Here is a 13,912-nt window from a genome sequence, read left to right as displayed (position 1 = left end):
CAAATTGTGGATGACATGGAGTAACTGCCGATGCGACACCCGCTGCTGTCCGGTTTCTCGCTGAGCCTGGTACTGGCGATAGGCGGCTGTCAGGCCAGCCTGCCGCCGTTGCCCGCCTGGCAGAGCAGTGAAGGTCGCACGCACGCCCAGCTGGGAAAAATTGTCGACCTGTCCAATGAGCAGGTCATAAGCCCTGAAACGCTGGTGCAGCGCCTGGCTGACGCACCCCGAGTGCTTGTCGGCGAGAAGCACGACAACCCTGACCATCACGCGCTGCAACTGTGGCTGCTGCGCGCCCTGCAAGGCCAGCGCACCCAGGGCAGCCTGCTGCTGGAGATGCTGCAGCCCGAACAGCAATCACGGGTGGACAAGCTGGCGGGGCAGCCTTTGCCGGAAGACTTGTCCAAGGCGCTGGCCTGGCAGGAGGGCTGGGATTGGCAGTTGTACGGGCCGATTGTCACTGAAGCCTTGCAGCATCGGGTGACGTTGCTGGCAGCCAACCTTTCGCCCGCCGAGATGCGTCAGGCCTATCGACAACCAGCTCCGGTGCAGGGTGAAAAGTCCAATGCACCCGCGGTAAAGGCTGCCTTGCTGGAACAGGTGCGCGCCGGGCATTGCGGGATGCTGCCGGAAAACCAGTTACCGGCGATGCTGGCCGTTCAGCAGCAGCGCGACCGGCGCATGGCCGAGCGTTTGCAGGCGGCACCGCAACCGGCGCTGCTGTTTGCCGGGGCTTACCATGTGCGCAAGGACCTGGGCATACCCTTGCATCTGGCTGACCTGGGGGCGTCGGGGGAGAGCGAGGTATTGCTGCTGGCTGAGGTGGGCGAGCGAATCGAGCCTGGCGAGGCTGATTATGTGTGGTACACGGCAGCGATGCCGGAGCAGGATTATTGCGCGCAGCTGCGGCGTTGATCCTGAAAAAGCACAGGCAAAAAAAGACCCGGCAAATTGCCGGGTCAATAACCGTGATTAGCCTGATGAGGAGATAATCTGAGAGTCCGAACCAGGGGCTCTTAGCTTATCCAACCAGTCTCGCGACCAGTTGTGATAATCATAACAATTCTCATTTAGACGTCAATCCCTTTACCCCGATTATTTTGGTTTTTTTTGCGTAGGGTTTTTCGCGTCCAATTGTTGATTGAGTGCTTCCTTGCGTTCGAGCGGCAAATCGTTCCAGTGCATGTCCAGCAGGGCGCCTTCAATGGCATACAACAGCACCTTCGATGCACGGAACCCTCGTGTCTTCACGGCCTGGTACGCACCCACCGCGCCCAGGCGGCGCAAATCCGATGCACTGTGGATGCCGGCTGCATGCAGCCACTGCGCAGAAGTCTTGCCAAGGTTCTTCAGATGCTGCAATTCATCGTTCATCGAGCCTCCTTGCGATGGCTGAACGGGAATGGGGGATAAATCGCGAGCAGGTCTGAGAGGAGTGTAGCGGGCGTTGGGAAATGTGCGGCTTTTTGCCATCGGGGGATGAGCGGCCTGTGCCTGCCCCTTGGCGGGCAGGCACAGGAAGATGACGAACTTACAGGCCAGGCAACTGCTGGCGAATCTGCTCGATCACCTGATCCATGCTGCCGGCAGCCTGGGTATCGACGCGGGTGCTGTGCACCAGCTCCTGCGCATCCAGCGCCTCACGGCTGGCCTGCTGGGCCTTGATCACCTCCAGCGTGGCATCCGACGGGTCGCTGTTTTCGGCCTGGCGCTGCTCCAGCCAACTGGCGATGACCGCCTCTGGCGCGTGACAGTCGAGGATGAGGAACGGCACGCCGGTCTGGCTGGCAACCTCTGCCGCAGCCTGGCGTTGCTCACGCTTGAGGTAGGTGGCGTCCAGCACCACCGGGAAACCGGCGCGCAGCACAGTCGCTGCCACCTCGTGCAGGCGCTGATAGGTCGCTGCGCTGGCGTCCTGGTCGTATATGCCCGTACTCAGCTGGCCGGCGTCGGCCTGCTGTTGTTCGCCGAACAGGCGCTTACGCTCTACGTCCGAACGCACGCGCACTGCACCCAGGGCCTCAACCAGGCGCATGGCCACGTGACTTTTGCCCACCGCCGAAACGCCATGGGTGATGGCCAGCAGGCGCGACGGGATGGCGCTGTAGCTTTCGGCCAGGTTGGCGTAGTTGCGGTAGGTGCGCAGGGTGGTGGCACGCTGCACGCCATCAGCGTCGGCCGGCATGCTGAACAGTGCGACCTTGGCCCGCACCAGCGCGCGGTAGGCTTTGTAGAAGTTGAGCAGTTCCAGGCCTTCGTAGTCTCCTGTCAGTTCCAGGTACTGGCTGATGAAGCGTCGGGCCAGGCACTTCAGGCCGCGGTCTTCAAGGTCCATGGCCAGGAAGGCGGTGTCGGCGTAGACGTCGGTCAGTCGGAAAGGCTCGTTGAACTCGATGCAATCGAAGATCACCACCTTGCCATCGATCAAGGTGGCATTGCCCAGGTGGATGTCACCGTGGCACTCACGGATGAAACCATTGGCCTTGCGCTTTTCCAGCAGGCCATGCAGGCGTTCGAAGCTGCTGCGGGCCCAGGCCTGCAGGGCGTCGAGTTGCTGCAGATCGGCTTTGTCGCTGAGGAATGGGCGAATCTGCTCGAAGTTCTGCTCCACCGGGGCCATCACGCTGTCTGGCGTGCCCAGCGGGTGCTCCATCGGCACACGCGGGGCTTGCAGGTGAAACTCGGCAATCTGCCGGGCCATCTGGTCTATGTGCGTGGCGTTCAGTTCGCCATTGGCCTGCAGGGTGTTGAGCATCTGGCCCTGGGGGAACTGGCGCATCTTCAGCACATATTCGATGGCTTCACCTTCGCCACCGATCTGCGGTGCGTCGACGCTACCGGTGATCGGCAACACTTGCAGGTACAGGCCTTCGGTCAGGCGTTGGTTCAGGCGCAATTCTTCATTACAGAAATGCTGGCGCTGGTCCAGTCCAGTGAAGTCCAGGAAGCCGAAATTCATCGGTTTCTTGATCTTGTAGGCATATTCGCCAGTGAGCAGGACCCAGGAGATATGCGTCTCGATGAGCTGAAACCCCTCCACGGGGTGAGGGTACAGGGCAGGGTTCTGCAACGCAGTAATAAGAGCTTGGCTCACGGCAAATCCTTCCGGGGCAAGGGAATTCGAATGCGCCATTATGGTCAATGGTGCCGTCCCTGCCTACCGCCGGGCCGTCTGCCCAGCCTTTATAAAGTGCGTATAATCCGCCGCCATGACCCGAACCCGAAATCCCCGCACCCCTCAGAAACGCCCGACCGGCCGCTCCCGCGCCTGGCTGGGCTGGGCTTTGAAGCTCAGCCTGGTTGGCCTGGTGATCGTTGCCGGCTTCGCGGTTTACCTCGATGCCGTCGTCCAGGAAAAGTTCTCCGGCAAGCGCTGGACCATCCCGGCCAAAGTGTATGCCCGACCGCTGGAGCTGTTCACCGGCCAGAAGTTGAGCAAGAACGACTTCCTCACCGAGCTCGATGCGCTCGGCTACCGTCGCGAAAGCGCGGCCAACGGCCCGGGCGCTGCGTCCGTCAACGGCAATACCGTCGACCTCAATACCCGTGGCTTCCAGTTCTACGAGGGTATGGAACCGGCGCAGTTCGTCCGCGTGCGCTTCTCTGGCGATTACGTTGCGGGCCTTTCCGGTGCCAACGGCAAGGCGCTTGACGTGGTGCGGCTGGAGCCGCTGATGATCGGCGGCATCTATCCGAAAAATCTCGAAGACCGCATCCTGATCAAGATCGATCAGGTACCCAAATATCTGCTCGAAACCCTGGTGGCAACGGAGGACCGCGAGTTCTACAGCCACTTCGGCGTGTCGCCAAAGTCCATCGTCCGGGCCATGTGGGTCAACACGTCGTCCGGCTCGATGCGCCAGGGTGGCAGTACCCTGACCCAGCAATTGGTGAAGAACTTCTACCTCAGCAGCGAGCGCAGCCTCAGCCGCAAGCTGACCGAGGCGATGATGGCGGTCCTGCTCGAACTGCACTACGACAAACGCGAAATCCTTGAGGCCTACCTCAACGAGGTGTTCGTCGGCCAGGACGGTCAACGCGCGGTGCACGGCTTTGGTCTGGCTAGCCAGTTCTTCTTCAGCCAGCCGCTGTCTGAGCTGAAACTGCATCAGATCGCCCTGCTGGTGGGCATGGTCAAAGGCCCGTCCTACTACAACCCGCGGCGTCATCCCGAGCGGGCCCTGGCTCGCCGCAACCTGGTGCTCGACCTGGTGGCCGAACAGGGCGTGGCCAGCCAGGCAGAAGTCGATGCGGCGAAGAAAATGCCGTTGGGCGTGACCAAGCGTGGCAGCCTGGCCGACAGCTCGTTCCCGGCCTTCCTCGACCTGGTCAAGCGACAGTTGCGCCAGGATTACCGCGACGAAGACTTGACCGAAGAAGGCCTGCGCATCTTTACCAGCTTCGACCCGATCCTGCAGATGAAGGCTGAAACCTCGATGAGCGAGACCTTCAAGCGCCTGGCGGGCCGCAAGGGGGCAGACGATGTGGAAGCGGCGATGGTCGTGACCAACCCTGAGACCGGTGAAGTACAGGCGCTGATCGGTAGCCGCCAGGCAGGCTTCGCCGGCTTCAACCGGGCCATCGATGCTGTGCGGCCGATCGGCTCGTTGGTCAAGCCGTCGGTATACCTGACTGCGCTGGAGCAGCCGAGCAAGTACACCCTGACCAGTTGGGTGCAGGACGAGCCATTTTCGGTCAAGGGCGCTGACGGCCAAGTCTGGCGCCCGCAAAACTATGACCGCCGCCCGCATGGCACGATCTACCTGTACCAGGGGCTGGCCAACTCCTACAACCTGTCGACCGCCAAGCTCGGCCTGGAAGTGGGTGTGCCGAATGTGATCAAGACCATTGGTCGCTTGGGCGTGAATGTCGACTGGCCTGCGTTCCCGGCCATGTTGCTGGGGGCAGGTGGCATGTCGCCGATGCAGGTGGCAACCATGTATCAGACCATCGCCAACGGCGGCTTCAACACGCCGATGCGCGGCATCCGCAGCGTGCTCACCGCCGAGGGCGAGCCGCTCAAGCGCTACCCGTTCCAGATCCAGCAAACCTTCGACCCAGGTGCCATTTACCTGGTGCAGAACGCCATGCAACGCGTAATGCGAGAAGGTACAGGGCGTTCGGTGTACAACACCTTGCCGCGCTCGCTGACCCTGGCGGGCAAGACCGGTACCAGTAACGACTCGCGTGACAGCTGGTTCTCCGGCTTCAGTCAGGATCTGCTGGCCGTGGTGTGGATGGGGCGTGACGATAACGGCAAGACACCGTTTACCGGCGCCACCGGCGCCTTGCAGGTGTGGACCAGCTTCATGAAGAAGGCCGACCCGCTGCCGCTGGATATGCCGCAACCGGACAACGTGGTGCAGGCCTGGATCGACCCCTACAGTGGCCATGGGTCTGATGCCAGCTGTCCGGGAGCGGTGCAGATGCCGTATATTCGCGGGAGTGAGCCGCCGGCCGGCGCAGCCTGTGGCGGCGAGCAGGACCCAGTAGAATCGGTAATGGACTGGGTCAAAGGCTGGATGAATTAAGCACAGGCTGCATTGATGAGGTGTGATGTGAACAAGTGGCTGTTTCCTGCCGTGACGGCGTTGGCTGTGCTCCAGGGGTGCTCCAGCGTCCCGCGTGGCAATATTCCGGTGGTCGATTCGAGCACCCGCGTGTCCAACAGCGAACGCGTGACGGCCAACCGCTCGGCGGGTGGCTATAACGCCGGCACCGCCCAGGCGCAGACGCTGCCGGAGGATTCCGGTGTCACCGTGATGATCCCGCAGGGCGCAGGCGCATCGGGCATCCAGACGTTCCCGGCGTCCAATGGCGCTGCGCCGATCAGTACCTCGCCGATCACTCCAGGGCCTGTCAGTTCGGCGCCGATGACCACCAATCCCAACCCGATTGCCGATGAACCCTTCGACATTGCAGCGATGAACAGCACCCCGCAAAGTGCCAGTGCGCCAACCGGTATTCCGCGCAGCGCCGCCGCCGGTGGCCTGTCGGCGGACGAGCAACTGGACGGTCCTGTGCTGGCACTGTTGACCACTGCGCAGACGCAGCAGGGCAGCGGCGACTTCAACGGTGCCGCTTCGAGCCTTGAGCGTGCCCAGCGCATTGCTCCGCGTGAGCCGCAGGTGCTGTATCGCCTGGCCCAGGTGCGCCTTTCGCAAGGTGATGCAGCGCAGGCCGAGCAGTTGGCGCGCCGCGCCCTGACTTACGCCAACGGCCGCCCCAGCCTGCAGGCAGAGCTTTGGAACACGATCGCCCAGGCCCGTGAAAAGCAGGGTGATAGCGCTGGGGCTGCGCTGGCCCGGCAAAAGGCGCGGGTCAATTCGTGATGATCGAGCAACGTGTGCTGGATATTGCCGACCACCTGCTCTTGATCGAGCGCGAGCTGCAGGTGCAAGGCTGGTGGGATGACGAGCCGCCAAGCGACGAGGCACTGGCCAGTACGGTGCCGTTCGCCGTGGATACCCTCAGTTTTGAGCAGTGGCTGCAATGGATCTTCCTGCCCCGCATGAAGATCATCATCGAGCTGGGCCACCCGCTGCCCAATGCATCGAGCATCCTTGTCATGGCCGAAACCGTGTTTACCGACCGGCCGGAGCAAAGTCGTGAGCTACGCCGCCTGTTGGCAGCTTTTGATCAATTGATCGCTCCTTCCGCCTGATTTCTTCAGTTTTTCCGTCAAGGGCCGCAGATTGTGGCCCTTTTTTTTGGAAATCTTCTTAATTCTGCTGCTGAAGCGATTTTTAGTGGTGGCAGGAATTCATCTTGAGGAAAAATTGGCAATAATTTTTCTTGACTTGTTGGCGCCGAATCACAAGAATCCAACTTCCGCTGTAGAGGGACTGCCAGAAGCAGACCCGCTAAGCAGATCATGAGGTGCACACCCGCGCCGACCTGTTACACCCCGCAACGCGTTACCTCGCGCTGGGTGGGAAACCCCCGCAACACTCTGGGGATCTCCCAATACTTGCTCAGTCAGTGCTGACGTTCGCTCATGCTCTGCTTGGCAGTAAACCTATTAAGACCCGTCCAGTGAGGGCGGTATTCTGGCGTTTTAGAGGTGAACAACGTGGAGCTTTTATCTGGCGCTGAGATGGTCGTCCGCTTCTTGCGTGACGAAGGCGTTAAGCACATCTACGGGTACCCTGGTGGTGCTCTCCTGCATGTTTACGACGCACTGTTCAAAGAACCGGAAGTGGAACACATCCTGGTTCGTCACGAGCAGGCGGCCACCCATATGGCGGACGGCTACGCTCGCGCCACCGGCAAGGCCGGTGTGGTGCTGGTAACCTCCGGTCCTGGCGCGACCAATGCCATTACCGGCATTGCCACCGCCTACATGGACTCGATTCCTATGGTCATCCTGTCCGGCCAGGTGCCTAGCACCATGGTGGGTACCGATGCCTTCCAGGAAACCGACATGATTGGTATCTCGCGGCCGATCGTGAAGCACAGCTTCATGATCAAGAATCCGACCGAGATCCCTGAAGTTCTGAAAAAAGCTTTCTACCTGGCGCAATCCGGTCGTCCAGGTCCGGTCGTGGTCGACATTCCAAAAGATATGACCAACCCGGCTGAGAAGTTTGAATACGTCTACCCGAAAAAGGTCAAGCTGCGCTCCTACAGCCCGGCGGTCCGCGGTCACTCCGGCCAGATCCGCAAAGCTGCCGAGATGCTTCTGGCGGCCAAGCGTCCGGTCGTCTACTCCGGTGGCGGTGTGATCCTCGGCGGTGGCTCCGAAGCCCTGACTGAAATCGCCAAGTCGCTGAACCTGCCGGTCACCAATACCCTGATGGGGCTGGGTGGCTTCCCGGGTACCGACCGCCAGTTCCTCGGCATGCTCGGCATGCATGGCAGCTACACCGCCAACATGGCCATGCACAATGCCGACGTCATCTTTGCCGTCGGTGCGCGTTTCGACGACCGCGTTGTAAACGGCCCGGCCAAGTTCTGCCCGAACGCCAAGATCATTCACATCGACATCGACCCGGCGTCGATCTCGAAGATGATCAAGGCCGACGTGCCAATCGTCGGCCCGGTCGACAGCGTGCTCAACGAAATGCTCGGCATCCTCAAGGAAATCGGCGAGCAGCCTGACAAGGCGGCGCTGGATGCCTGGTGGAAGCAGATTGACGAATGGCGTGGCAATGGCGAGTTGTTCCCTTACGACAAGGGCGATGGCAACGTCATCAAACCGCAAAAAGTCATCGAGACACTGTGCGAAGTGACCAATGGCGATGCCTTCGTCACTTCCGACGTCGGCCAGCACCAGATGTTTGCCGCGCAGTACTACCGCTTCAACAAGCCAAACCGCTGGATCAACTCCGGTGGCCTGGGCACCATGGGCTTCGGCTTCCCGGCGGCGATGGGCGTCAAGCTCAACTTCCCGGATCAGGACGTGGCCTGCGTGACCGGCGAAGGCAGCATCCAGATGAACATCCAGGAGCTGTCCACCTGCATGCAATACGGCCTGCCGGTGAAGATCGTCAACCTGAACAACGGTGTGTTGGGCATGGTCCGCCAATGGCAGGACATGGCCTACAACGGTCGTCACTCGCACTCGTACGTCGAGTCGCTGCCTGACTTCATCAAGCTGGCTGAGGCCTATGGCCATGTGGGTATCCGCATTACCAGCCTGAAGGAACTCAAGCCGAAGCTGGAAGAAGCGTTTGCGATGAAGGACCGTCTGGTGTTCATCGACATCGCGGTTGACCGCAGTGAGCACGTCTATCCGATGCAGATCAAGGATGGCTCGATGCGTGACATGTGGCTGAGCAAGACGGAGCGTACCTGATATGCGGCACATCATTTCCCTGCTGCTGGAAAACGAACCTGGTGCGTTGTCCCGTGTGGTCGGCCTGTTCTCCCAGCGCAACTACAACATTGAAAGCCTGACTGTAGCGCCGACCGAAGACCCGACCCTGTCGCGTCTGACGCTGACCACCGTTGGCCATGACGAAGTGATCGAACAGATCACCAAGAACCTGAACAAGCTGGTCGAAGTGGTCAAGCTTGTCGACCTGTCGGAAAGCGCTCACATCGAGCGTGAACTGATGCTGGTCAAGGTCAAGGCCACCGGTGCCCAGCGTGCCGAGATCAAGCGCACCACGGATATCTTCCGTGGCCAGATCGTCGACGTGACCGCCAGCGTGTACACCGTGCAGCTGAGCGGTACCAGCGACAAACTGGACAGCTTCATCCAGGCGATCGGCACTGCATCGATTCTGGAAACCGTGCGCAGCGGCGTTACCGGCATTGCCCGTGGCGACAAAGTGCTCAGCATCTAAATCCAAAAAATTAGCGATGGCTCCGCAGGGGCCGAGATATAACCAGGGGTATTTTCATGAAAGTTTTCTACGATAAAGACTGCGACCTTTCCATCATCCAGGGTAAGAAAGTCGCCATCATCGGTTACGGCTCCCAGGGCCACGCTCAGGCGTGCAACCTGAAAGACTCCGGTGTAGACGTTACCGTCGGTCTGCGTAAAGGTTCGGCTACCGTTGCCAAGGCTGAAGCCCACGGCCTGAAAGTTGCCGACGTTGCTACCGCTGTCGCTGCGGCTGACCTGGTCATGATCCTGACCCCGGACGAGTTCCAGGGCGCTCTGTACAAGAACGAAATCGAGCCGAACATCAAGAAGGGCGCTACCCTGGCCTTCTCTCACGGCTTCTCGATCCACTACAACCAGGTTGTTCCGCGTGCCGACCTCGACGTGATCATGATCGCGCCGAAAGCCCCGGGCCACACCGTTCGCTCCGAGTTCGTCAAAGGCGGCGGCATCCCTGACCTGATCGCTATCTACCAGGACGCTTCCGGCAACGCCAAGAACGTCGCACTGTCCTACGCTTCGGGCGTAGGTGGTGGCCGTACCGGTATCATCGAAACCACCTTCAAGGACGAAACCGAAACCGACCTGTTCGGTGAGCAGGCTGTTCTGTGTGGCGGTACCGTCGAGCTGGTCAAAGCCGGTTTCGAAACCCTGGTCGAAGCTGGCTACGCGCCGGAAATGGCCTACTTCGAGTGCCTGCACGAGCTGAAGCTGATCGTCGACCTCATGTACGAAGGCGGCATCGCCAACATGAACTACTCGATCTCCAACAACGCCGAGTACGGTGAGTACGTGACTGGCCCGGAAGTCATCAACGAAGAATCCCGCAAGGCCATGCGCAATGCCCTGAAGCGCATCCAGGACGGCGAGTACGCGAAGATGTTCATCTCCGAAGGTGCTACCAACTACCCATCGATGACCGCCAAGCGCCGCAACAACGCCGCTCACGGCATCGAAATCATCGGCGAGCAGCTGCGCTCGATGATGCCGTGGATCTCGGCTAACAAAATCGTCGACAAGACCAAGAACTAAGTCTTATCGATAGATGAAAAACGCGGCTTCGGCCGCGTTTTTTCGTTCTGGCATCCAGCTTCTGGTATAAAGCAGACCAGTGGCTCGCTGTCAGAACCTGTTTCGCGGGCCCGTGTCGAACATTTTCCATCCTGTTGCAAGGTACCCTCCATGAGCGAACGTCCCGAAGAGCCGAACAAGCCCTCCGACGCCGAAAGCCTGCTACCTGTCGATGAGCACGTTGAAGAAGGGCATGACGCCGAAGGCCGCAAGGTGCGCCACCGCGGCATCTACCTGTTGCCCAACCTGTTTACCACCGCCAACCTGTTTGCCGGTTTCTATTCCATCATCAGCTCGATGAGCGCACAGAGCGCCCTGAGTGCTGGCGACCCGCGCGAGGCGAGCAAGTACTTCGCTTTTGCCGCTATCGCCATCTTCGTGGCCATGGTGCTCGACGGCCTGGACGGCCGCGTTGCGCGCATGACCAATACCCAGAGTGCCTTCGGTGCCGAGTATGACTCGCTGTCGGATATGGTCGCCTTCGGCGTGGCCCCGGCTTTGCTGGCCTTCGGCTGGGCGCTGGGTGACATGGGCAAGGTCGGCTGGATGGTTGCCTTCATCTATGTGGCCGGTGCCGCGTTGCGCCTGGCGCGCTTCAATACCCAGGTCGGTACCGCCGACAAGCGCTACTTCATCGGCCTGGCCAGCCCGGCTGCCGCAGGTGTGGTGGCGGGCACCGTATGGGCGTTCAGCGACTATGGCATCCAGGGTTCCAAGCTGTCGTTCCTGGTCGCGCTGCTGGTGGCTGCTGCTGGCATGCTGATGGTCAGCAACATCAAGTACAACAGTTTCAAGGAGCTGGACCTCAAGGGGCGCGTGCCGTTCGTGGCGATCCTGGCGGTGGTGCTGGTATTTGCCGTCGTGTTCAGCGACCCACCGCGTATCCTTCTGTTGATCTTCCTCGCCTATGCAGCATCGGGGCCGATCCAGTTCCTGCTGAAGGCGCGCCGTCGCAAAGCGTGAAAATCACTTAACGCTGGAATAACCTCACGGCTCCATAGTCTTACTGGTACATCCGTTACTCAGTGCTATGGAGCCGTTCATGCTTATCAAGCTTCCCAGGTCTTCCGAGTGCAAAGCGTCGGAGATCACCCCCGAAGGCATTTACCTTTCCCGTCGTACCCTGCTGGGTGGCTCATTGGCTGGCTTGGCGCTAGGCGCATTGCCGGGCGGGGTGGGCGCGGCGCAAATGTCGCGTTATGCCGATGTGCAGGCTGGGGCCGCGCCGGCCTGGTTCACTGACAAGCTCGCGGCCACGCGCTGGCAGGCGGTGACGGTGAAGGGCGAGGCGATCACGCCGTTCAAGGATGCCACTCACTACAACAACTTCTACGAGTTCGGGCCCGACAAGGGCGACCCGGCGGCCAATGGCGACAGCCTGAAGACCGAACCGTGGTCCATTGTGGTGGATGGTGAGGTGGGCAAGCCCGGACGCTATGCACTGGAGGACTTCGTCAAACCCTATCAGCTCGAGGAGCGGATCTATCGGCTGCGCTGCGTCGAGGCGTGGTCGATGGTCATTCCGTGGCTGGGGTTCCCTTTGGCTCAGGTGCTCAAGCAGGTTGAGCCGACTTCCAGTGCGCGTTATGTGCGTTTCGAAACGCTGAAGGATCCGCAGCATATGCCTGGGCAGCGTTCTGGCTTCGCCTTGATCGACTGGCCTTATAGAGAAGGATTGCGCCTGGATGAGGCGATGCACCCGTTGGCAATTCTCGCGGTGGGTATGTACGGTCGGGAACTGCCCAACCAGAACGGTGCGCCGTTGCGTTTGGTGGTGCCTTGGAAGTATGGCTTCAAGAGCATCAAGTCGATTGTGCGCATCAGCCTGGTAGCGGAGCAGCCCGGCACTACCTGGGAAGGGCTGGCGCCGGATGAATATGGTTTCTATGCCAATGTGAACCCGACAGTCGACCACCCGCGCTGGAGCCAGGCGCGCGAACGTCGTTTGCCCAGCGGGTTGTTCAGCCCCAATGTGCGGGAGACGCAGATGTTCAATGGCTATGCTGATGAAGTGGCGTCGCTGTATACCGGGCTCGATCTGCGGAAGAACTACTGATGCGTTACCCCTGGTTTCGCTTGGCCATCTTCATCGTAGGCTGCCTGTTCCCGGTGTGGTGGCTATATGAAGCGGCGATGAACCTGCTGGGGCCTGATCCCGGGAAGATCATGATGGATCGCCTTGGGCTTGGGGCGCTTACCTTCCTGTTGGTGACCTTGAGCATGACCCCACTGCAGAAGCTGACGGGCTGGTCTGGCTGGATCGTGGTTCGCCGGCAGCTGGGGTTGTGGGTGTTCGCCTATATAGTGCTGCACATTCTGGCTTACCTGTTTTTCATTCTAGGGTTGGATTGGGGGCAGTTGGCGGTGGAGTTGCGCAAGCGACCCTACATTATTGTGGGGGCGCTGGGATTCTTGGGGTTGCTGGTGTTGGCGGTCACTTCGAACCGGTACAGCCAACGGCGGCTGGGGGCGCGGTGGAAGAGGCTGCACAGGTTGGTGTATGCGGTGCTTGGGTTGGGCTTGCTGCATTTCCTGTGGATCGTGCGTTCCGACCTTCGGGAATGGGCGATCTATGTATTTATTGGGGCTGTGTTGATGGTATTGCGGATACCTGCTGTTGCGCGGGCGCTTCCCAGGGTTGCCAGGAAGCAGGGTAGGGCGGTTTGAGAGTGGGGTGGGGCTGCCAAGGGCCTGTCTTGAGATAGCAATGGCTGTGGAGAGGGCCCGCCTTGGTTTCTCTGGTGTCTGTGAAATCGAGCGCCGCGCGCGTCCGGCTCGAGACATTCATCGCCTGTGAGACCGAGCGCCGCCCGCGCGGCGCTTCGCGGGTAAACCCGCTCCTACGTTTGTTTCGGGCCAATTATGCCTGTGGGATTCGCGCGCGAACGCTTTGGTGCCTGTCTCGATATCGCGTCGAACAAACAAGGCGGTTGCGCGCGCCAGGCACAGGAGGGACTGGCCCGAAACAAACGTAGGAGCGGGTTTACCCGCGAAGCGCCGCGCGGGCGGCGCTCGGTCTCACAGGCGCTGAAACTGTCGTGGCGAACACTTGGCAGCCCCGATACGGTCTTTTCCCCTTATATTTCACTTTCTTGAAATTAAAGGTTGACGCCCTCTCGAATCCCCTTATAATGCGCCCCACTTCCAGCAACAACGGAACGACAAACTCCTTGAAATTCAATGAGTTAGACGATTCGGAAGGTGCTGTAAGGGCTACGATCAAATGATCGAAAGCGGTTGAGATGATGGTTGACAGCGCTTCCAAGTGCTGTATGATTCGCCTCCCGCTACGAGAGATCGCAGCGAGCCAAGTGTTTGAAGCTAAACGAGTTTCTCGCAAAAAACTTCAAAATAAACGCTTGACAGGCTCTGAGGAAAGCGTAGAATGCGCGCCTCGGTTGAGACGAAAAGCTCTTAACCAAACGCTCTTTAACAAATCGAATCAAGCAATTCGTGTGGGTGCTTGTGAGTACGGACTGATAGTCAAAAAGATTATCAGCATCACAAGTG

The 13,912-nt window shown here is 60.0% G+C and carries 13 protein-coding genes; 11 read left to right on the top strand and 2 right to left on the bottom strand.

Going from position 1 to position 13,912, the window contains the following annotated elements:
- The first annotated feature begins 30 nt into the window (after window positions 1-30).
- On the top strand, window positions 31-915 hold the full coding sequence (locus ACF8FG_RS06285; RefSeq protein WP_318079956.1) for a ChaN family lipoprotein: 885 nt from the start codon (window positions 31-33) through the stop codon (window positions 913-915).
- Window positions 916-1,095: 180 nt separating this feature from the next.
- Here the strand turns inward: ACF8FG_RS06285 and ACF8FG_RS06280 are convergent, their stop codons facing one another.
- On the bottom strand, window positions 1,096-1,374 hold the full coding sequence (locus ACF8FG_RS06280) for a TfoX/Sxy family protein (protein WP_010955337.1): 279 nt from the start codon (window positions 1,372-1,374) through the stop codon (window positions 1,096-1,098).
- 157 nt (window positions 1,375-1,531) lie between these two features.
- The gene (locus ACF8FG_RS06275) at window positions 1,532-3,094 is read right to left on the bottom strand and encodes a bifunctional aminoglycoside phosphotransferase/ATP-binding protein (protein WP_076402267.1); all 1,563 of its coding nucleotides are present in this window, start codon (window positions 3,092-3,094) and stop codon (window positions 1,532-1,534) included.
- A 115-nt stretch (window positions 3,095-3,209) separates the two neighbouring features.
- Between ACF8FG_RS06275 and mrcB the strand changes: the two genes are divergently transcribed.
- From mrcB to ACF8FG_RS06225, 10 genes are all read left to right on the top strand, one after another.
- Window positions 3,210-5,531, top strand: a complete 2,322-nt coding sequence (gene mrcB, locus ACF8FG_RS06270) for a penicillin-binding protein 1B (RefSeq protein WP_010955335.1) — start codon at window positions 3,210-3,212, stop codon at window positions 5,529-5,531.
- Window positions 5,532-5,546: 15 nt separating this feature from the next.
- The gene (locus ACF8FG_RS06265; protein ID WP_019437276.1) at window positions 5,547-6,332 is read left to right on the top strand and encodes a M48 family metallopeptidase; all 786 of its coding nucleotides are present in this window, start codon (window positions 5,547-5,549) and stop codon (window positions 6,330-6,332) included.
- Window positions 6,332-6,664, top strand: a complete 333-nt coding sequence (locus ACF8FG_RS06260) for a YqcC family protein (protein WP_003250034.1) — start codon at window positions 6,332-6,334, stop codon at window positions 6,662-6,664. The genes ACF8FG_RS06265 and ACF8FG_RS06260 overlap by 1 nt, the downstream gene beginning before the upstream one ends.
- Window positions 6,665-7,072: 408 nt before the next feature.
- The gene (locus ACF8FG_RS06255; RefSeq protein ID WP_318079953.1) at window positions 7,073-8,797 is read left to right on the top strand and encodes an acetolactate synthase 3 large subunit; all 1,725 of its coding nucleotides are present in this window, start codon (window positions 7,073-7,075) and stop codon (window positions 8,795-8,797) included.
- 1 nt (window position 8,798) lies between these two features.
- Window positions 8,799-9,290, top strand: a complete 492-nt coding sequence (gene ilvN, locus ACF8FG_RS06250; protein ID WP_003250040.1) for an acetolactate synthase small subunit — start codon at window positions 8,799-8,801, stop codon at window positions 9,288-9,290.
- A gap of 56 nt (window positions 9,291-9,346) precedes the next feature.
- Complete coding sequence (ilvC, locus tag ACF8FG_RS06245; protein WP_003250043.1) at window positions 9,347-10,363, top strand: ketol-acid reductoisomerase; 1,017 nt, start codon at window positions 9,347-9,349, stop codon at window positions 10,361-10,363.
- 150 nt (window positions 10,364-10,513) lie between these two features.
- Complete coding sequence (pssA, locus tag ACF8FG_RS06240) at window positions 10,514-11,365, top strand: CDP-diacylglycerol--serine O-phosphatidyltransferase (protein WP_003250045.1); 852 nt, start codon at window positions 10,514-10,516, stop codon at window positions 11,363-11,365.
- Window positions 11,366-11,444: 79 nt separating this feature from the next.
- Window positions 11,445-12,458 carry a protein-methionine-sulfoxide reductase catalytic subunit MsrP gene (gene msrP, locus ACF8FG_RS06235; RefSeq protein ID WP_014592381.1) on the top strand — a complete coding sequence of 338 codons (1,014 nt, stop codon included), beginning with the start codon at window positions 11,445-11,447 and terminating at the stop codon, window positions 12,456-12,458.
- Window positions 12,458-13,069, top strand: a complete 612-nt coding sequence (gene msrQ / locus ACF8FG_RS06230; RefSeq protein ID WP_392518639.1) for a protein-methionine-sulfoxide reductase heme-binding subunit MsrQ — start codon at window positions 12,458-12,460, stop codon at window positions 13,067-13,069. Before msrP ends, msrQ begins: the two co-directional genes overlap by 1 nt.
- A 575-nt stretch (window positions 13,070-13,644) precedes the next feature.
- Window positions 13,645-13,912 (top strand): hypothetical protein (locus ACF8FG_RS06225; RefSeq protein WP_392518638.1); only part of this gene is annotated, 268 nt, incomplete at its 3' end.

It is taken from the genome of Pseudomonas sp. YQ_6 (assembly GCF_043103245.1).
In the GTDB taxonomy this organism is placed as follows: Bacteria; Pseudomonadota; Gammaproteobacteria; order Pseudomonadales; family Pseudomonadaceae; genus Aquipseudomonas; species Aquipseudomonas alloputida.
This window is presented reverse-complemented; position numbering and strand designations above follow the sequence as displayed.

What these genes read in the sequence shown, in the direction of transcription:
- ACF8FG_RS06285 (WP_318079956.1), top strand. Translation starts at nt 31, where the DNA reads ATGCGACACCCGCTGCTGTCCGGTTTCTCGCTGAGCCTGGTACTGGCG.
- ACF8FG_RS06280 (WP_010955337.1), bottom strand. Translation starts at nt 1,374, where the DNA reads ATGAACGATGAATTGCAGCATCTGAAGAACCTTGGCAAGACTTCTGCG.
- mrcB (WP_010955335.1), top strand. Translation starts at nt 3,210, where the DNA reads ATGACCCGAACCCGAAATCCCCGCACCCCTCAGAAACGCCCGACCGGC.
- ACF8FG_RS06265 (WP_019437276.1), top strand. Translation starts at nt 5,547, where the DNA reads ATGAGGTGTGATGTGAACAAGTGGCTGTTTCCTGCCGTGACGGCGTTG.
- ACF8FG_RS06260 (WP_003250034.1), top strand. Translation starts at nt 6,332, where the DNA reads ATGATCGAGCAACGTGTGCTGGATATTGCCGACCACCTGCTCTTGATC.
- ilvN (WP_003250040.1), top strand. Translation starts at nt 8,799, where the DNA reads ATGCGGCACATCATTTCCCTGCTGCTGGAAAACGAACCTGGTGCGTTG.
- ilvC (WP_003250043.1), top strand. Translation starts at nt 9,347, where the DNA reads ATGAAAGTTTTCTACGATAAAGACTGCGACCTTTCCATCATCCAGGGT.
- pssA (WP_003250045.1), top strand. Translation starts at nt 10,514, where the DNA reads ATGAGCGAACGTCCCGAAGAGCCGAACAAGCCCTCCGACGCCGAAAGC.
- msrP (WP_014592381.1), top strand. Translation starts at nt 11,445, where the DNA reads ATGCTTATCAAGCTTCCCAGGTCTTCCGAGTGCAAAGCGTCGGAGATC.
- msrQ (WP_392518639.1), top strand. Translation starts at nt 12,458, where the DNA reads ATGCGTTACCCCTGGTTTCGCTTGGCCATCTTCATCGTAGGCTGCCTG.